This window comes from Actinomadura kijaniata, assembly GCF_014138665.1.
In the GTDB taxonomy this organism is placed as follows: Bacteria; Actinomycetota; Actinomycetes; order Streptosporangiales; family Streptosporangiaceae; genus Spirillospora; species Spirillospora kijaniata.
This window is the reverse complement of the sequence record NZ_JACJIA010000002.1, coordinates 329,906-348,135: the sequence shown is the minus strand read 5'-3', so window position 1 is coordinate 348,135 and position 18,230 is coordinate 329,906. Positions and strand designations below refer to the sequence as shown.

16 protein-coding genes are annotated in these 18,230 nt (G+C 75.4%); 7 read left to right on the top strand and 9 right to left on the bottom strand.

Annotation, left to right across the window (positions count from 1 at the left end; genetic code table 11):
- The first annotated feature begins 87 nt into the window (after positions 1-87).
- On the top strand, positions 88-441 hold the full coding sequence (locus tag HNR61_RS08785; RefSeq protein WP_220509140.1) for a hypothetical protein: 354 nt from the start codon (positions 88-90) through the stop codon (positions 439-441).
- Positions 442-578: 137 nt separating this feature from the next.
- On the opposite strand, the gene pyrE is transcribed toward HNR61_RS08785, so the two are convergent.
- On the bottom strand, positions 579-1,115 hold the full coding sequence (pyrE, locus tag HNR61_RS08780; protein WP_182842627.1) for an orotate phosphoribosyltransferase: 537 nt from the start codon (positions 1,113-1,115) through the stop codon (positions 579-581).
- Between the two features lie 116 nt (positions 1,116-1,231).
- Between pyrE and HNR61_RS08775 the strand changes: the two genes are divergently transcribed.
- Complete coding sequence (locus HNR61_RS08775; RefSeq protein ID WP_182842626.1) at positions 1,232-1,774, top strand: hypothetical protein; 543 nt, start codon at positions 1,232-1,234, stop codon at positions 1,772-1,774.
- A 27-nt stretch (positions 1,775-1,801) separates the two neighbouring features.
- Here the strand turns inward: HNR61_RS08775 and HNR61_RS08770 are convergent, their stop codons facing one another.
- The 3 genes from HNR61_RS08770 to HNR61_RS08760 all read right to left on the bottom strand — a co-directional run bounded on the left by HNR61_RS08770 (position 1,802) and on the right by HNR61_RS08760 (position 6,802).
- Positions 1,802-2,446 (bottom strand): tetratricopeptide repeat protein, encoded by a 645-nt coding sequence (locus HNR61_RS08770; protein WP_312897816.1) that lies wholly within the window; start codon positions 2,444-2,446, stop codon positions 1,802-1,804.
- Positions 2,447-2,525: 79 nt separating this feature from the next.
- Positions 2,526-3,809 (bottom strand): NYN domain-containing protein, encoded by a 1,284-nt coding sequence (locus tag HNR61_RS08765; RefSeq protein ID WP_182842625.1) that lies wholly within the window; start codon positions 3,807-3,809, stop codon positions 2,526-2,528.
- A 362-nt stretch (positions 3,810-4,171) separates the two neighbouring features.
- A complete protein-coding gene (locus HNR61_RS08760) occupies positions 4,172-6,802 on the bottom strand; it encodes a sigma-70 family RNA polymerase sigma factor (RefSeq protein WP_312897815.1) in 2,631 nt (876 codons plus the stop codon).
- 173 nt (positions 6,803-6,975) lie between these two features.
- Here HNR61_RS08760 and HNR61_RS08755 point away from each other — a divergent pair, with 173 nt between their 5' ends.
- Positions 6,976-7,764 carry a hypothetical protein gene (locus tag HNR61_RS08755; RefSeq protein ID WP_182842623.1) on the top strand — a complete coding sequence of 263 codons (789 nt, stop codon included), beginning with the start codon at positions 6,976-6,978 and terminating at the stop codon, positions 7,762-7,764.
- Between the two features lie 115 nt (positions 7,765-7,879).
- On the opposite strand, the gene HNR61_RS08750 is transcribed toward HNR61_RS08755, so the two are convergent.
- The 3 genes from HNR61_RS08750 to HNR61_RS08740 form a co-directional block, all read right to left on the bottom strand.
- Positions 7,880-9,493 (bottom strand): alkaline phosphatase D family protein, encoded by a 1,614-nt coding sequence (locus HNR61_RS08750; RefSeq protein ID WP_182842622.1) that lies wholly within the window; start codon positions 9,491-9,493, stop codon positions 7,880-7,882.
- 63 nt (positions 9,494-9,556) lie between these two features.
- On the bottom strand, positions 9,557-10,111 hold the full coding sequence (locus tag HNR61_RS08745; protein WP_182842621.1) for an NAD(P)H oxidoreductase: 555 nt from the start codon (positions 10,109-10,111) through the stop codon (positions 9,557-9,559).
- Positions 10,111-11,112 (bottom strand): NADP-dependent oxidoreductase, encoded by a 1,002-nt coding sequence (locus HNR61_RS08740; RefSeq protein ID WP_182842620.1) that lies wholly within the window; start codon positions 11,110-11,112, stop codon positions 10,111-10,113. The genes HNR61_RS08745 and HNR61_RS08740 overlap by 1 nt, the downstream gene beginning before the upstream one ends.
- Before the next feature lie 79 nt (positions 11,113-11,191).
- On the opposite strand from HNR61_RS08740, the gene HNR61_RS08735 reads away from it, so the two are divergent.
- Both HNR61_RS08735 and HNR61_RS08730 read left to right on the top strand, forming a co-directional pair.
- Positions 11,192-14,221, top strand: coding sequence for an AfsR/SARP family transcriptional regulator (locus tag HNR61_RS08735; protein WP_182842619.1), 3,030 nt, complete (start codon positions 11,192-11,194; stop codon positions 14,219-14,221).
- 47 nt (positions 14,222-14,268) lie between these two features.
- Positions 14,269-14,658: a hypothetical protein gene (locus HNR61_RS08730; protein ID WP_182842618.1), complete on the top strand. Its 390-nt coding sequence runs from the start codon at positions 14,269-14,271 to the stop codon at positions 14,656-14,658.
- A 12-nt stretch (positions 14,659-14,670) separates the two neighbouring features.
- Here the strand turns inward: HNR61_RS08730 and HNR61_RS49855 are convergent, their stop codons facing one another.
- Positions 14,671-16,428, bottom strand: coding sequence for a glycoside hydrolase (locus tag HNR61_RS49855; protein ID WP_182842617.1), 1,758 nt, complete (start codon positions 16,426-16,428; stop codon positions 14,671-14,673).
- Positions 16,425-16,613 carry a hypothetical protein gene (locus tag HNR61_RS08720; RefSeq protein ID WP_182842616.1) on the bottom strand — a complete coding sequence of 63 codons (189 nt, stop codon included), beginning with the start codon at positions 16,611-16,613 and terminating at the stop codon, positions 16,425-16,427. Before HNR61_RS08720 ends, HNR61_RS49855 begins: the two co-directional genes overlap by 4 nt.
- 132 nt (positions 16,614-16,745) lie before the next feature.
- Between HNR61_RS08720 and HNR61_RS08715 the strand changes: the two genes are divergently transcribed.
- Both HNR61_RS08715 and HNR61_RS08710 read left to right on the top strand, forming a co-directional pair.
- On the top strand, positions 16,746-17,315 hold the full coding sequence (locus tag HNR61_RS08715; protein WP_182842615.1) for an RNA polymerase sigma factor: 570 nt from the start codon (positions 16,746-16,748) through the stop codon (positions 17,313-17,315).
- Positions 17,308-18,210, top strand: a complete 903-nt coding sequence (locus HNR61_RS08710; protein WP_182842614.1) for a CU044_5270 family protein — start codon at positions 17,308-17,310, stop codon at positions 18,208-18,210. The genes HNR61_RS08715 and HNR61_RS08710 overlap by 8 nt, the downstream gene beginning before the upstream one ends.
- The last annotated feature ends 20 nt before the right edge of the window (positions 18,211-18,230 follow it).

Below are 18,230 nucleotides of genomic sequence, written 5' to 3'. Positions count from 1 at the left end.
CATCGGTCGGACCCTAGGGGTCTCGCGCGCATATTGATCGCGGCTGTCGCCGTGGCACTGGCATTAGCGCTTGTCGTGGTAGGTGGAATGTCGTTGTTCAACGCGCTCACCTCCGAAGACGCCAAGCCGGGCCCGACGCCCACGGAGCCGGGGGGGACCAACGCCGCCACCTCCACCTCGACCTCCACCGCCACGGCGGCCACCCCCCTGGTGATCCGGAACGTCAGTTCCCGGCCGGTCGTGGTGACCGTCACGGTCTCGGACACCAAGGACGTGCTACACCGCGGCCCGCTCAATCCCGGTGAGGGTCGTCAGTACGACGAGGCTCCGCTGGACGTGGTCGCGGCCGACGCGGGGGCCGTCCGGGTCGTCGTCTACGGCCAGGTGAAGCAGGGCGGCCAGGCGGGCCAGCGGGGCACCTGGTTCGTGCCGGAGAAATGAGAGGGCGCCGGGGCCACCGGGGCGCGGGCGGCCCGCCGGGTCGACGACGAACGGCCGCGGGGAACCCCCGCGGCCGTCGGATGTCCGGACGGGTCGGTCCGGACGGGTCGGTCCGGGACGGGCCGGTCCAGGCCGGGTCAGTCCAGGCCGAGGTCGGCGACGCTGAACGGGTGCCGGTACTCCAGCCCCTCGGCGGCGATCCGCTCGGCCGCCCCGCGCTCCAGGATGGTCGCCACGGCCACCACCTCGGCGCCGGCCTCCCGCAGCGCCTCCACCGCCGTCAGCACCGAGCCGCCGGTCGTGGAGGTGTCCTCCACCGCCAGGACCCGGCGGCCCCGGACGTCCGGGCCCTCGATGCGGCGCTGCAGGCCGTGCTGCTTGTCGGACTTGCGGACCACGAACGCGTCCAGCCTGCGCCCGCGCGCGGCGGCGGCGTGCAGCATCGCGGTCGCCACCGGGTCGGCGCCGAGCGTGAGCCCGCCGACGGCCTCGTAGTCCAGGTCCGCGGTCGCGTCCAGCATCACCCGGCCCACCAGCGGCGCCACCGCGCCGTCCAGCGTCACCCGGCGCAGGTCCACGTACCAGGAGGCCCGCCGCCCCGACGACAGCACGAAGTCGCCGTGCACGACGGCCTTGTCCTTGATCTCTTTCAGCAGGTCATCACGTTCGCTCACACCCGCCAACCCTATGCGTGGCGCCGTGTCGTTCGGGCAGGGGCCCGCGTCGCCGCGCCCGCCCCGTGTACGGTGAGCACCGTCAAGCGGACCCGGCGGGCCTGGGAGGTGTGGACGTGACGCCCGGAACCGTCGTGCTGCTGCACTCCCCGCACGGCGCCGCCGACGGCTGGGGGGACCTCCCGGAGATGCTCCGCTCCTACGGCCTGGACGTGATCGCGCCGGACGTCCCGGACGCGGCCGGCCCCCGGTACGTGGCCCGCGCCTCGCTGGTCATCGCGGCGACCGACCCGTCGGTGCCCCTGGTCCTGGTCGGGCACGGCGCGGCGGGCCCGCTGCTGCCCGCGGTGGCGCTCGCCCAGCGCGCTGCCCACCGCGGGGTCGGGGGCTACGTGTTCGTGGACGCCGATCTGCCCCGGCCGCGCCGCGGCCACGAGCACGATCACGAGGAGGGGCACGGGGAGCCGCCGGCCCCGGTCCCGGCGGACTGGCCGGACGCCCCCTGCGGCTATCTGTGGACCCACGCCGACCGCACCGCCGGGTCGGCCGAACGCGAGCGGTCGGTCCGCGAGGCGCGGCTGCGCGGCTGGACGGTCGTCGAGCACGAGCCCCCCGCCGCGGCGGCCCAGTCCCTCAGCGAGCTGATCGCGACGCTGTGACCGTCCGTACGGTGCGGCGCGGGGACGTCAGGCGTTCTTCAGCAGGTCGTCCAGCAGCGCGTCGTAGGAGTCCTCGGGGCGGCCCAGGTCCACGCGGGCGCGGTAGCGCAGCCGGAGCAGCGCCTCCAGGCTGTCCTCCGCCAGCGCCACGTCGTCGGAGTCCGAGGTCAGCGAGACGTCGTCCGCCGGGGACGGCTCGGGCCCGCCGCCGATGCCGGTGCCCACGGCGCGGTCGCGGAGCGCCAGGATCCGGTCCACGCCGCTGGTGGCCCACTCGTGCGCGCCGACCGGGTCGCCCTGGGCGTACAGGACCTCCGCGACGGCGCGGTAGACCTCGGGGTCGTCGGGGGCGTCGGCGCGGATCTGGTCCAGGAGGGCCCGCGCCTCATCGGCGCGGCCCAGCTCGAACAGCGCGTCGGCGAGGTAGGCGCGCGGGTCGCCGTAGGTCTCGCCGCCGTCCTCCAGGGCGCGGCGGTAGAACCGGGCCGCCTGGTCGTGGTCGCCCGCGTGCTGCCACTGCTCGCCCGCGCGCAGCAGGACGTTGGCGCGGGAGACCCCGCCGGACACCTCGTCGGCGAGTTGCGCGAACCGCCGGGCCGCCGCGATGTGATCGCCCGTGCGCAGGGTGTCGAACTCCAGGTCGTCGAGATCGTCTTCCGTCACATGCGTCACGGTTCCACGCTACCCGGCGCCCGTCGGTCGAACCGGGTAATCGCGGATGATCGTTCATCTTTTGCCGGGATATGCCCCGCTACCTGCGGGAGCGTTCGAGGGCGTCCCAGAAGCCGCGGCGCAGGGCGTGCCGGACCTCGTCGTGCAGCAGGAAGTCGATGGGCAGCGAGGAGCCCTGCAACAGCCGGGCCTCCAGGTCGGAGGGCATGCGCGGCTTGCGCGCCAGGACCGCCTCCAGCCACAGCGCGGGGGCGTCGCGGGCGACGGACTCGCCGAAGTCCTGGCCCTCCTGGTGGGCGGCCTTGACGGCGTCCGACAGGGTCGGGGTGTTCTGCTGCACCGGGGCCGGGGAGATCTGCTGCGGCCCGGTGTAGGGGCCGTGCGGCGTCGCCGGGACCGGGCTCGACGACGTGGACGGGCTCACCGGGCTCGCCGACGGGGGCGGGGAGTACTGCGGGCCGGAGGGCGGCGGGGCCTGCGTCGCGGCGGAGGGCGGGGTGGACGTCGCGTTGGACACCGGCGACGAGGACGAGGAGGTGGCGTTCGGGCCGCCCACGGTGGTGCCGAGGCCGGTGTCGATGCCGGCGGCGAACGAGGACCCCAGCGAGCCCGAGCCCAGCGACCCCAGGCCGGGCGGCGGGGACTGGCTGGGCGCCAGGCCCGAGCCGGCCGGGCTGCCCACCGGGGGCTGGCCGGTGAGGGGGGTGGCCGGGGGCGGGCCGTTGTGCGGGGCGGACCGCAGCGTGCCGATCGAGCTGCCGGAACCGCCGTGGCCGTTGGACAGCGGGCTGGTGGACGACGAGGACGAGGAGGAGGCGCTCTCGACCCCGGCCAGCAGGTTCACGTAGGGGCGCAGATGGCCCGAGCCGATCTCGATGAGGTCGTCGCACTCCTGGCGCAGCACCCGGGAGATCGTCCAGTTGCCGTCGACGGCGACGTGCACGACGGTGACGCGGACGCCGAGGTCCTGCGCGTCGGCGACCACCTGGGCGAGGTCCTCGTCGCCGCTGACCAGGACCGCGTCGGCGAGCGCGCCGTTGCGGGCCAGCGTCATCAGGTCGCGGTGGATCTCGGTGTCCACGCCCTCGCGGCGGCCGGGGCGGATGCGCCCCAGGCGCAGCTTCAGTCCGGGAAGGTCGGCCAGGGCCTCGTGCTCGGGCGCCCGGCGTCCCTCGACCGTCGCCTCGTACCAGTAGCAGCGCAGCAGCGGCATGCCGGTGCGCTCGCGGGCGAGGTTGCTCAGCAGTTGCAGCAGCCCGCCGAAATCCCAGGAGACCGTCTCGCGATGGCGGGTGCCGTGCACCGCCATGGCGCCGTCCGCCAGCAGATAGCCGGCGTCTACGAACAGCGCGCAGCGATCCATGCGACACCGCCTTTCCTCAACGCGGATCTTCCCCGGTGTCCGCTCCACGGCCGGGCCGGGGAGCGGGACGCGGACCGGCGGAGGACCCGGGTCTCTATAGCGTAGTGAAGCCCGTCTGCCCCGTAGGCCAATACGGCGATTCGCCACTCTTTCATGCGGGCCGCCCGTGCGCGACCGTCGCCGAGCGCCGACTTCCGACCGGATCCCGCGGTCCGCCCCGGAAGGGCGGGCGGCACCGGCACGCCGGACGACGACAGCGCGGACGCTACCAGGCGTTCCGGACTGTCCCTAATGCTTCGTCATGATCTTTACGACTGGGGGTGCGGCCGGGGTTCCCGGTGGTCTTTCCCGGACCTCCCCTTTCAACTCCGCATCGGCGCGGTGACGGTGACGACCCCCGCCAGGAGCGCGTCCCGCCGGGTGGTCAGCGTGAGCGTGGCGTGCCCGTCCAGCACCGCGGTGAAGTAATCCACATCTATCCCGAACGTAAGTCCGGGCCCGACGGCGCCGTCGGACGAGCCGTCCAGGACGTTGCCCGCGTCGCGGTCCCCGGCGGCGGGCGTGAGGGGCTGCCCGTCCAGCAGCAGCCGGTCGCCGGACAGGTCGGCGTCACCCTCCCAGGCGACCAGGCCGATCCGGGCCGGGCGGGCGGCGGCGAGCAGGCCGTTCACCGGGACGTCGAACCGCCGGTGGTCGTCGCGGTGCGGGCCGAGCGCGCGCACCGCGTCGAGCACCATCGCCTGCTGGTAGGGGGCCCCGGGGTCGGCGACCACCGCGACCAGGCTCCAGCCGGCGTGGGTGGCCGAGCCGTCACGGGTGGGGACGTCGGCGCCCCACCACGTTCCGCCGCCGTGCTCGCGGACCTGCGCGGTGACGTCGGCGAACGCCTGGTAGGCGGGGTAGCCGGGCAGCCGGTCGCGCCGCGTCTCGGCGGGCCGGACCGCCCGGTACCCGCCGCCGGGCCCGCGCAGCCTCGCGGTCACCGGGTCGTCGCCCCGCCCGGACGGGGCCGCGCCCGACCAGTACAGGCCCGCCCACAGCACCTTCGCGCCGGGCGGCAGGTCGAGGCGCGCGGCGCTGGAGGAGGCGGTCTTCGGGTCGTCGTCGCGGTCGGCCGGGACCATCTCCCAGAAGTCGTTGTCGCGGCGGTGCCCCCGGCGGTCCAGCGCCGCGCGGCAGCCGGGCCGCTCCGGGTCGCAGGTGAGCAGCGCGTTGCCGGTCTGCACGGTCCGGACGTTGCCGTCCACGGCGAACCGGGCGGGCATCCCGTCGGGCGCGACGCCCCGGTCGGCCCGCGCGGTGACCCGGTGCCCGCCGGAGCGCAGCGTGACCCGCGGCGGGGTGGCGTAGGGCGCGGCGTCGCCGACATGGACGTCCAGATACGCGGAGGTGGTGTCACCGGGCTTGATCGGGGCGTGCGTGCAACGGACACGGCTGCGCCGCGGGTCCGAGCGGTGCCCGGCGTCGGCCACGTCAGCCACGTCGGCACCCGGCGCATCGGCACCCGGCACGTGGATGCCGGTGGCATTGGCGCCAGGCGCGCGGGTGCCCGTCGGGTGGGCGTCGGGTGCGGGGGTGGTCGGGGTTTTGCGGGGGCGGCAGTTCCAGCCGTCTCCGGGTGGGCGCAGCGGTGTGAACGCCGCCGAGTTCCGGCCCGAGGCCGCGCCCCGGTAGGCGACGTCCGGCGGCAGGTCAACGTCGGCCACCACGTTCTCGGAGCGTCCCGTGCCGTCGTTGCGGACCGCCATCGCCACGATCCCGGTCTGCTGGCGCAGCAGCGTCCCGACCGCGCCGATGCTCGCGGTGAGCCGGGCGGGCCGCTCCGGGGGAGGCGGCGGGGCGGGGCGGGGCGCGTTCGGCCGGGGTGAGGGTTTCGGGGGCTTCTGCTCCGGGGGCTTCGGTTCCGGGGGGCGTGGCCGTGGTGGCCGGGGTTCGGGGGGCTGCGGCTTGGGGGCGGGCGGGGCGGCCACCGGGGGCCGGGCGGCGGGCGTGATCGGCTTCTTGCCGCCGGTCGGGACCATCGCCAGCGCCGTCCCGACCATGATCGCCAAACCCGCCGCGCCGGCGCCGAGCGCCTGCTGCTGCCGTTTGGGCAGGTGCCGGAACCAGCCGAAGATCCCGCCACCGGCGACGCCCGCCTTGGCCGCCGCCAGGTAGGCGACGCCGGCCGTGCCGAGCACGACCGGGCCCAGGGCCTCGCGCAGGGTGGTGTTGACGTCGACCAGCTCGGCGTGGATCGCCTGGCAGCGGGCGCAGTCGTCCAGGTGCTCCTCGATCCTGCGGGCGTCCCGCCTGGCCAGGCCGTCGCGCACGTACGCGCCGAGCTTGTCGAGGACGGGACGGCACCGCGCGTCGACGGTCACGGCGGCCCCGGCGGCGACGCCGGGCGCGGCGTGCTCGGCGGTCCGCTCCCGCGCCAGGTGCATCTGGAGGTACGCCTGCCGCAGGCCCTCCCGGGCGCGGTAGGCGAGGGCGGCGGCCCCGTTGGGGGTGAGGCCGAGCAGCGGCGCGACGTCGGCGGGCCGGGCGCCCTCCACGACGGTGTGCCACAGCACGGTCTGCCAGCGTTCCGGCAGCGACCGGTACGCCTGCACGATCATCGTGCGTTCCATTCCCTCCAGCGCCGGGTCGTCGAACGGGAGTCCCGGGTCGAACGGCTCCATCCGGTCGGTGGTGTGCAGCCGCCGGTCGTTGCGGTACATGTCGTAGACGCTGTTGCGGACCGCCGTCAGCAGGTACGGCCGGAACCCCGACCGCGGGCCGCCGCCGCGCCGGATCGCGTCCAGGACCCGCTCGAACGCGTTCTGCACCGCGTCGTCGGCGGCGTCGCCCCCGATCAGGTGCCCGGCCAGCCCGCGCGCCGCGGCCCGGTGCCGTTCGAACAGCGGCCCCAGCGCCTCGGGGTCCCCGGACCGGATCCGGGCGATGAGCACGGCGTCGCTGGGTTCCGGTGCCGTTCCCGTGGGGGCGGTCCCCGACGCGGCCTTGCCCACGCACGCCCTCCTCGCCCCGATCCTTGATCGCTCTTGGTGATGACTTGAACACCGAGTGTCGCGGGAAATGATTCCGCAAACCGCGTCATGGCTAAACCGCTTCGCCGTCATAGGTGTGACGGCACGGGCCGGAAAGAGGGTCCGTCCAGGTCAGAAGGATCGAGGGGGCAGGAGTGACTACGCGGGACGAGCCGGACGAACTGCGGGAACGGTGGCGGGAACGCAGCCTGGCGGCCGGCTGGGCGGTGCCCGGGGACTGCTGGACCCCGGCCGTGGAGTCGGTGACGGCGGCGGTGTGCCTGGGGAAGGGCATGGCGGTGGCGTGCGTGCGGCTGGGGAGGGCGCGCGGACGGGCCGGGATCGGGCTCGGCGAGACCCTGGACGACCTCGGCGCGCCGTTCGCCGAGCTGCACTGGCCGGACCCGCCGCTGTCGCTGGTGCGGTGCGCCGCCGAGGGCCGGGTGGACCCGGGGCTGATGGAGCTGGCCGCGCAGACCTGCGAGGACCTGCTGACCGGGCTGACGACGATGCCCTACCTGCGGTCCCGGATGGCCGAGGTGTACCGCGCGGCGGGGGCGCTCGGCGGCGCGCCCGGCACGGCCGTCGGCGACACCCACCGCCTGGTCGTGGTGGAGCTGCCCGCCCAGGCCGAGCCGTGGCGGCGGCTGGCCCGCGCGATCGTCGTCGCGCACGACCTGCGCGCGGTGTTCCGGGGCGGCGAGACGCTGACGCTGGTGGGCATGGGCCGGGCCGCCGCGCTGGTGCGGTCCGGCCCGGACCTGGCCGACCATCTCGACGCGCTGCACCGGTCGCTGGAGCGCACGCTCGGCGCGGCCCCGGCCGCCGTGGGCGGACGGGAACGTTCCTACCGGCACGAACGCGACGGTTTCCTGATCTGGGCGGAGGAGCTTCCCGCCTCGTCGGCCGAGGCGCAGGAGCTGCTGGGCCGCATGGCCCGCTAGGGACGCCACCGGCGTCGCGCGCTCCCGGCGAGGGGGCGGGGGCCGGCGCCGGTGGCCCGGCCGGGGTGCGTCCGTTCCGGCGAGGGGGCGGAACGGACGCACCCGGCGGCCCGGCTCAGGTCAGGTCGACGGCCCCCATGCCGGTCAGCGTCGTCTCGGACGAGGGGGTCTCCCAGCGGATCCGGCAGGAACGGCCGCGCAGGTCCACGGTCGCGATGGCGTTGTCGAACCAGGGGCCTTCGGTGATCCGCCACCGCAGCGGCGGCTTGGGCACCTTCGCCCACCGCGCCAGCAGCCGGGGGAGGCCCGCCGTCGGCCGGGCGACGGCGAGGCGGTTGGCCCAGCGGAACGGGGCGGGCAGCGGGTTGCGCAGCGGCGAGCACACGACCTGCGTGATGACCGAGTCGGTGCCGGGGTCGGTGACGCGCGCCAGGTAGGAGTAGTGGACGTCGCCGGACAGGAACGAGATGCTGGCCGGGGCCCGGCCGCGCTCGCCCCGCCCGACCTCGATCACGTCCCGGGCGACCTCGCGGAACGACCGGTCGAACGCGCCCCAGTGCTCCAGGTCCGCGCCCTGCCGCAGTTTCTCCCCGAACCGCGCCATCCGGGGGCCCCACGCGCCGCCCGCGACGGCCTCGTTCCAGTTCTCGCCGTGGTGGATCGCCGGGGCCAGCAGGTACGGCAGCGAGCTGGCGATCAGCAGGTGGTCCACGTCGCCGCGCAACTGCCGGTCCAGCCAGTCGAACTCGGCGTCGTCGAGCATCCCGCGCCGGTCCGGCGTCAGCAGCCGGGAGCAGCGGCTGTCCACGACGACCAGGCGGACGTCGCCCCACTCGTGGGCGTAGCTCCAGCGCGCGGTGTCCGGCTGCTTGTCGGCGCGCTCGGCGAACTCGTCGAGGATCTTCCCGCCGTCGCCGCCGTCGGCGGACGCCTCGCGGACGGCCCGGTACATCGGGTCGGCGGCGCGCTCCTGCGGCGACAGGTTCCCCAGGTGCTGGTACACCCAGTAGGAGGCGATGCCGCCGACGATGCGGTTGCGCCACCAGGGCTCGCGCCACATCTGGACCCGCCACTCGTAGGAGGTGTTCCAGTCGTCGCGGATGTCGTGGTCATCGAAGATCACGAACGTGGGCAGGGTCGCCAGCAGCCAGCGCACCGCCGGGTCCTCGTTCCACGCCAGCTTGTACAGGTGGGTGTAGTCCTCGAAGTCGGCGAGCTCGTCGAGGGGCTCCTCGGTGCGGCGCGCCCGGATGAACGTGCGCATCTCCTCGCTGAGCTCGTCGGCGTACACCTGGTCGCCGACCATCAGCAGCGCGTCCGGCCACCCCTCGCCGCCGTCGGCGAGCTGGTGCGCCAGCGCCGCCAGGGCGTCCTCCCCGAACGCCCGCGCCGTGTCGGGCGCCCGCCGGCACGATCCGAAGGAGATCTGGAGCCCGTCCGACAGGTCCAGCGTCCGGATCTGCGCCGGCGGGAACCGGGTGACGCCCTCCGGCCACACGCGGGTGTCGTCGAGATCGACCGCGTAGGGGATGCGCGCCCCGGCCTCCAGGCCGTCGATCTCGACCAGCGCGTAGTGGTGGCCGTGGACGGTGAACGTCCGCGTGGCCGCGTCGAGCCCGTGCTCCTCGTTGTGCACCCGCACCCTGCAGGGGTGGGAGGTCTCCACCCAGATGGTCGCGGTGTGCTCGCCGACGTGGCGGAGCAGCGGGCCCAACACCAAAGCTGTCATACCTCGATTCTCTAGCGGACCGGGGGCGGCCGCGTCCATGGTTTGAGCGGTTCGTCCTTGGTGTCACAGCTCGTCGAGCAGCGCGGCGGCCCCGTCGACCGAGTCGTAGAGGATCCGGAACCCGGTGTCCTTGATGCCGCAGTACTCGGAGATGCCGACGCGGAGCTGGGTCTCCATGACCTTGTCCAGGCCCGATTCGGTGTAGCCGCGGGCGGTCTGCCCCGCCAGGGCGATCCACTCCATGCTCTTGCCGGACAGGTCGCGGGGGCCGTAGGCGAAGCCGTGGTTCCAGACGCGGTCGAACCAGCCCTTGAGGATCGCGGGCAGGCCGAACCACCAGACGGGGAACACGACGACGATCCTGTCGGCGGCCGTGACGCGGTCCATGTGGCGGAGGGTCTCGGCGGAGTAGCGCTTGTCGGGGTCGGCCCAGTCCGGCTCGTCCGCGGGGGTCATGCGGGGGTCGAAGCCCTCGGCGTGCAGGTCCAGGAGGTCCACGGTGCGGCCGTCGGCGCGGAGGCGCTCGGCCGTCCGCCGCGCCACCTCGGCGGTGAGGGAGTCGGGACGGGGGTGCGCGACGACGAGCAACGCCGTGGGGTTCGGGTTCGGGGTGGTCATCAGAGCTTCACCAGCATCTTTCCGGTGTTCGATCCGGTCAGGAGGCCGAGGAGGGCGGCCGGGGCGTTCGCGATGCCCTCCAGGACCGTCTCCTCGGTGCGCAGGGAGCCGTCGGCCAGCCAGCCCGCCGCCTGCGCGATGTACTCGGGGAACCTGTCGAAGTGGTCGCTCACCTGCATGCCGCGCAGGGTGAGCCGCCGCTGAACGATCTTGTCGAGGTTGCGGGGGCCGGGGACGGCGGCGTCGTAGCCGCTGATCGCGCCGATCAGGACGGCGCGGGCGCCGGTCCGCATGGCCTCGATCGCGGCCTCCAGGTGGTCGCCGCCGACGTTGTCCACGTACAGGTCGATGCCGTCCGGGGCCGCCTCCGCGAGCTGGCCGGCCAGGTCGCCCTTCCGGTAGTCGAGGGCGGCGTCGTAGCCGAGGTCATGGACGAGCTTCTTGGTCTTGTCCGGACCGCCCGCCGAGCCGATGACCCTGGCGGCGCCCAGCCTGCGGGCGATCTGCCCGGCGACGCTGCCGACCGCCCCGGCCGCCGCCGACACGAAGACCACGTCGCCCTCGCGGACCGGGACCACCTCGGTGAGCGCGGCCCACGCGGTGAGCCCGGTGGTGCCGAGCGCGCTCAGGTACGCCTGGGCGGGGGCGAGGCCGGTGTCGACCACGGTGGCCTCGGCGGCGTCCAGGACGGCGTACTCGCGCCAGCCGAGGAAGTGCGTCACGGTCGCGCCGACCGGGACCTCCGGGGAGCGCGAGGCGACGACCTCGCCGACCGCCGAGCCGAACAGCGGCTCCCCGACCTGGTACGGCGGCAGGACCGCCTCGGCGTCCGCGTTCATCAGCAGGCGCATGTAGGGGTCCGCGGACATCCACGTGTTGCGGACGAGGACCTGGCCGTCGGCGGGTTCGGGGACGGCGGTCTCGACGAGGGCGAAGTGCTCGGGCCCGGCCTTGGCGGCGGGGCGGGCGGCGAGCCGGATCTCACGGTTGGTGTTCGTCATGGCCCCGACTCTGCCGAGCGGCGCTTCAGGAATCCTTTGGGTCGGCTTTGGGTCGGCTTTGGGGCGTTAACCTGCCTGCATGCGTTTCGGGGTGCTGGGGCCGGTCGCGGCGTGGACCGACGACGGGCGTCCGGTGCGGATCCCCGACCTGAAGGTGCGGGCGCTGCTGGCCGACCTGCTGGCCAACGAGGGGCGGCCCGTCTCGGCGGACCGGCTGATCGACGACCTGTGGGGCGAGCGGCTGCCGCGCAACCCCCTCGCCACGTTGCAGACGCGGGTGTCGCAGCTACGGCGGGCGCTGGAGGAGGCCGAGCCGGGGGCGCGTGCGCTGGTGGTGTCGCAGCGGCCCGGCTACCTGCTGCGCGGCGGCGCCGTGGACGCCGTCCGGTTCCGTGAGCTGGCCGCCCGGGGCCGCGCCGCCGCCGACCCGGCCGAACGGTCCGCGCTGCTCGGCGAGGCCCTGGAGCTGTGGCGCGGCGAGCCCTACGCCGACTTCGCCGACGCGGAGTTCGCGCGGGCGGAGGTCACGCGGCTGGCGGAGGAGCGGCTGGCCGTCCTGGAGGACCGCGCCGAGGCCCGCCTCGCCCTCGGCGAGCACGACGCGCTCACCGCCGACCTCGCCGACCTGGTCGAGCGCCATCCCCTGCGGGAGCGCCTCCGGGCCGTCCACCTGCGGGCCCTGTACCGTTCCGGCCGCCAGACCGAGGCCCTCGCCGCCTACGCCGAGCTGCGCGAGCGCCTCGCCGACGAGCTCGGCCTCGACCCCGGCCCCGAGCTGGCCTCCCTGCACGAGGCGATCCTCCGGCAGGACCCGTCGCTGGCCCCCGGGCGGCCGCGCGGCAACCTGCCCGCCCCCGTCACCGACCTGATCGGCCGCGACGGCGCGGTGGCCGGGGTGCGCGCCCTGCTCGGCACGTCCCGGATGGTCACGCTGGTCGGGCCGGGCGGCGTCGGCAAGACCAGCCTCGCCCTGGAGACCGCCCGCGCCCTGGACCCGCCCGACGGGGCGTGGCTGGTGGAGCTGGCCGGGCTGGACCGGGGCTCGCGGACGGGCGCGGCCGACGTCGTCGCGAACGCGCTCGGGGCCCGCGACGACCGGGTCCCGCTGCCCGAACGGCTGCGCGGCAAGCGCCTGCTCCTGCTGCTCGACAACTGCGAGCACGTCGTCGAGCAGGTCGCCGCCCTCGCCGCCGACCTGCTGCGCGCCGCGCCGGACCTGCGGATCCTCGCCACCAGCCAGGAACCCCTGGGGATCTCCGGGGAGGCGCTGTGGCCGGTCGCGCCGCTGGACCCGCCGGACGCGGAGCGGCTGTTCGCCGAGCGGGCCGCCGCCGTCGCGCCGGGCTTCGCGCTGACCGGCGACAACGCCGGGGCCGTCGCGTCGATCTGCCGCCGCCTGGACGGCATCCCGCTGGCGCTGGAGCTGGCCGCCACGCGCGTCCGGGCCGTCGGCGTCCACGAGCTGGCCGCCCGCCTGGACGACCGGTTCGGCGTGCTGGTGGCGGGCCGCCGCGACGCCCCCGCCCGGCAGCGCACCCTCCGCGCGATGATCGACTGGAGCTGGGAGCCGCTCACCGGGGCCGAACGCGTCGTCCTGCGCCGCCTGGCCGTGCCCGCCGACGGCTGCGGGCTGCCCGCCGCCGAGGAGGTCTGCGCCGCGCCCGGCGTGGACGTCCTGGACACGCTGGCGCGGCTGGTGGACCGTTCGCTGGTCGTCGCGGGCCCGCGGTACCGCCTGCTGGAGTCGGTCCGCGCCTACGCCCTGGAGCGCCTCCACGAGGCGGGCGAGGCCGACGAGATCCGCCGCCGCCACCTGGCCTGGAACGTCGCGCTCGCCGAACGCGCCGCGCCCCGCCTGTACGGCCGTGACCAGCGGGAGTGGCTGGAACGCCTGGACGCCGAGGACGCCAACCTGCGCGCCGTCCTCGACTCCGCGCCGCCCGCCGAGGCGCTCCGCCTCGTCAACGCCCTGTCCTGGTACTGGTTCCTGCGCGGGCGCGTGCTGGAGGCCCGCCGCGCCCTGGAACGCGCCCTGGCGCGCGGCGGCGACCTGCCGGGCGCCGTCGAGGCGCGGGTCTGGCTCGCCGGGTTCTCCCTGCTGACCAGCGACGGCACCGACGAGCGGGCGCGCGGCGCGGCCGTCCGCGCCGCGGAGACCGAGATCGACGACCCCGGGACGCGCGCGTGGACGCGGTGGTTCCTGGGCTTCGCGCACCGGGGCTTCGGCGACCTGGACGTCACCGCCGACCTGGTCGGGCGCGCGCTGGAGACGTTCCGCGCCCGGAACGACCGGTGGGGCGTGGCCGCCGCGCTGAGCGTCCGCGCCACGATCGCCCGCGCCCGCTCCGACCTGGCGGCCGCGCGCCGCGACGCGTCCGAGGCCCGCGGCCTGTTCCGCGAGGTGGGAGACCGCTGGGGCGGCCTGCACGCCGCCGGGACCCTCGCCGACGTGGCCGAGATCGCGGGCGACTACCCCGAGGCGGCCCGCCTGCACCGCGAGAGCCTGCGCATGGCCGAGGAACTGGGGCTGTGGGCGCAGGTGTCGTTCAGCCTCTCCGGGCTGGGCCGCATCCACCTGCTGACCGGCGACGCCGACACCGCCGACGCCCTCCACGAGCGCGCCCGCCGCCTGGCGGTCGCCCAGTCCAACCTGGTCGCCGAGCACTACGCCGACGTGGGCCTGGCCCTGGCCGCGCGCCGCCGGGGCGCCCTGGACCGCGCCGAGGGCATCCTGGCCAGGTGGCTGCCGTGGATCCGCAAGGTGGACGGCGAACCGGGCCTGCCGCTGGTCCTGACCGAGCTGGGGTTCGTCGCCCAGGGGCGGGGCGACGTGGGCAGGGCCCGCGCCCTCCACGAGGACGCCCTGGCCGCCGCCCGCCGGATCGGCGACCCCCGGGCGATCGCCCACGCGCTGGAGGGGATGGCGGGCGCGACGGTCCTGGCGGGCGACGCCGCGACCGCCGTCCGCCTCCTCGACGAGGCCACCGCCCTGCGGGCCTCGGTGGACGCCCCGCTGCCCGAGGCCGAGCGCGGCGACGTGGACCGCGTCCGGGCCGCCGTCCGGGCGCTCACCGACCGGGACGCGCGCCGGTACTCAGACGGGAGATGAGTACCGGCGCCCTGCCCCGTCCCCGGCGGACCGACGAGACTGGTCGCATGATCCGCCACCTTGTCGCCGCCGTCCTGCTGACCGCCGTCGCCGCCGCCGACTGGGCCGTCTGGCTCGGCTGGGACCAGAAGTACGTCGAGCACTCCGACGGCCACGTCAGCGGACCCTACGAGGCGTGGCAGGTCGTCGGCCTGGTGGCCGTGCTGGTGATCGTCGGCGGGGTGGCCGCCCACCTCCGGTACGCGCTCGCCGCGACGTTCGGCATCACCGTGGGCCTGACGGCGGCGGCCTCCTACGACTGGTCCGACGACGGCAGCGGGCTCTGGCTGGTCGGCGCGGCGGCGGTCGCCCTCGGGACCCTGTGCGCCACCGGGGCGGCCACCGCCGTGATCAGCGCCGTCTCCCGCGGTGTCCGGGCCCGCGGGACCGCGGGGTGACCGCGCCCGGCCTCACGGGCACAGCGTCCGCGGCGCGCCGCCGCGGACCTCGGCCCGGACGCAGCCGCCGTTCAGGCCGTCATGCGCGGTGGCGCCGAAGTTCGCCGTGACCGTCAGCGCGTCGCCGAACCTCGTCCGCTGCACCCGGTGGTCCGGCGTGAGCCAGCGGAAGTCCGTCATCGCCCGCGTCGCGGCGGCCTCGTGCAGGGGCTCGAAGAACCTCTGGAGCCTCGCCATCTCCGGGCCGTGCCGGGCGGGGGTCTTCCCGTCCATCACGAAGTCGAGCGGCGTGTTGTAGAGCATCGCCAGCAGGACGCGGGTCCGCTTCAGCTTCGGCAGCTTGAACAGCGACAGCTCCCAGCGGTCCAGGTTCACCACCGAGTCGTGCAGGACCGTCTCGTACAGCGGCAGCCGGTAGGCCGGGTCGAACATCGCCCTGGCGGCGTCGGCGGGCATGTCCACCGGCTTGGAGAAGAACCGCGGGCCCGTGTCCGGGTAGTACCCGCCCCAGGTCCCGCGGTCCTTCTGGAGCGGCCACAGCGGGTTGGTGAACGCGGTGCCCGCCCCGTGGTCGAACGCGATCACCTTGTTCGCCCACCCCGCGGCCGACTCCGAGCCCAGCACATACCTCTCCGACAGCCTCCCCATGCGGGCGACGCGGTTGTCGCGGTCACGCCCCTGCGTCATCGGGTGCGCGGGGTCGTGACCGCGGAACAGCTCACCGGCCGCGTCCACGTCGAGGAAGTAGCCGGTGGCGCCGTTGGCGGTCATCCGCCGGGCGCGGTCGGCCAGGACGGACGGCAGCTTCCGCATCGCCTCGGAGCTGAGGTAGCAGCCGCGCCCCCCGAACCCCGTCTCGGGCTTCCCGGCGGCGTCGCGGACGCAGCCGTCCGGATAGATCTTCCCGGGCCACCGCGACGACGGGTTGTCGGCGGTGGCGGGCGGCTGGGCGTTGGCCCACGAGTCGTACGGCCCGACCAGGTACCCGGCCCGCTTCGCGGCGGCGCCAGCGTCCGGCGTCATCGGGTCGCCGGTGGAGTCGTAGCCGAGCCACATCCGGCCCAGCCCGGCCTGCTTCATGCGGCGCACGGAGTCCGCCGACTTCGCCCCGCCCCACAGGTAGGCGTGGAACGCCCCGACGAGCTTCCCGGCCTCGGGATTCCGGTCGATCTTCCGCTTGAGGGAGCCGAGTTCGCCGCGGGACCGCATCCAGGCGCGGTAGTCCTGCGCCGAGGCCACGGGCGACGCGTCGGTCAGCGAGAACGCCACCGTGTAGTCACGGGTGCCGTCGCCCTTGCCGAACGTGTGCGCGGTCTCGCCGTGCAGCCGTCCCTTCCGTGACACGAACCTCAGCGTCGTCCCGATGTCGGTCGGCACGATGTAGCTCACGCCGCGCGACCCGACCTGGTAGCCCCAGAACGGCATGGTCAGGTCGCCCGCCAGCCGCATCTCCTCCCCGGCGAACCGCGACCCGGCCGCGTTCCAGAACGGGTCGTCCACCGGCAGGCCCATGCCCGCGCCCACGGGCACGGCCAGCCGCGAGGTCCCCCTGTCGGTCCCGGTGACGGGCCACTTCAGCGTTCCGTCCCGGGCGGAGCGCACCTCCACCACGAGCCGCCCGCCCCGCCCCCCGGCGGTGACCGACAGGCCCCGCTCCGGGAACGACCACGCCACGGCGCCGCCCTTCGGCGCGACCCGGCCGGGCTCGCCGAGATCCGGCACGGGCTCGGCCAGGGTCAGCGAACGGCCGTCCCGGGTCCGCGCCGTCACCCCGAGCGTCCTGACATCGACGCGGTACTCGCCGCTCCCCAGCCGGAGGACGGCGTCGGCCCCTCCAGCCGCACCGGCGACGCGGCCGCGACCTGCTCCGCCATTCCGGTGCCGCCGCACCCGGCGGCCAGCACCCCCAGTGCGCCGACGGCGGCGCACCCCTTCGACAACGCTCTGCGAACCATGCCCGAAACTGTGCGTCCCGGAGATAAGAGCTTCCTAAGAGGATCAGGGAAAGCGATCGGCGGTCCGTGCGAAGGGTCGGTGAAAGCTGTCGCCCACGCCCCTCAGGAGGCGCGCATGACGAAGGCACGACCATGAGTGCCGGTGTGGAGGAGCGGGCCGACGACGCCGAGCTCGCCGCGCTGTTCCGGCGTGATCCGGAGTCGTTCACCGCCGTCTACGACCGCTACCACCGCGACGTGTACCGGTATGTGTCCGGGCGGCTGGACGTGCAGGCGGGGGAGGACGCCGCCGCCGAGACGTTCCTGGTCGCGTTCGGGCTGCGGGACCGGTTCGACCCCGAACGCGGCGGGCTGCGGCCCTGGCTGTTCGGGATCGCCACCAACATCGTGGCCCGGCACCGCCGCAGGGAGGCCCGCCACTACAAGGCCCTGGCGCGCGGCCGGGCCGAGACCGCCGACGGGCCCGAGAGCCGGGTCGTCGCCACCGTCGCGGCGCAGGGCATGCGGCCCCGCGTCGCCCGGGCCCTGCTCGGGCTGAACCAGGGCGAGCGCGACGTGCTGCTGCTGGTCGCGCTCGGCCAGCTCACCCACGAGGAGGTCGCCCAGGCCCTCGGCGTCTCCTACGGCACGGTCGGCTCCCGGCTCAGCCGGGCCCGCAAGAAGCTCAACAAGACCCTGAACAGGGAGGACCTCCATGGATGACCTGCAGGTGATCGCCGCGGCGCTCGCCAAGCCCGAACCGGACCGCGAGGCGGTCGCGGAGGGCCGCCACCGCCTCCAGAACGCCGTGCGCGGCGGAGGGACGGCCCGTTCCCGCCGCCGTTTCGCCTGGCCCGCCATCGGCCTGTCCCTGACGGCCGCCGCCGCGGTGACCGTCGTCGCGGTCGGCACCGGCACCCCGTCGGCCCCCGCGCCCAACAGCCCGCCCGCCGCCATGTCGGCGCGGCAGGTCCTGCTCGCCGCCGCCGACACCGCCGAGAGGACCCCGGAGGGCAGGGGCGCCTACTGGTATGTCCGGAAGGTCGAGAAGGGCGGCCCGAGATCCGCGCCCGTCCTCGCTGAGCGCTGGACGGACCGCCGGGGCCGGGCGTGGCGGCGCGACCTGAAGACCGAGGGGAAGATGTACAAGGTCCTGGGGAGGCCGCGGCTCAGCCTGGGCTCGCTGGAGGTCACCTACGAGCAGGTCCGCCGCCTGCCGGGCGAGCCGGACGCGCTGCGTGACTGGATCTCCGCCGCCGTCGCGCGCAGCGACATCCGCACCAGCCGGGGCGGGCTCACCGCCGCCGACCGCGGGGAGTTCACCCTCACCTCGCTGATCTCCATGGTCTCGTCGGCCCCGGTCACGCCGCGGGCCCGCGCCGCCGCGTTCCGCGCCCTCGCCGCCTGGCCGGGCGTGACCGACCTCGGCCGGGTGCCCGGTGGTCAGGGACTCCGGATCCCGCTGGCCGGCGGCGAGGCCCGCGTCGTCGTCGACCCGGCGACCGGGCTGCTCCGCGACTCCAACTTCTCCGTGATGCCCGACGGCGGCCTGGTGTGGATGAACGACGGCGGCACCGTCACCGTCACCGCCCGCTGGACCGACGCGCTGCCCGAGTAGTCCCGACACCCGGGGTGGGG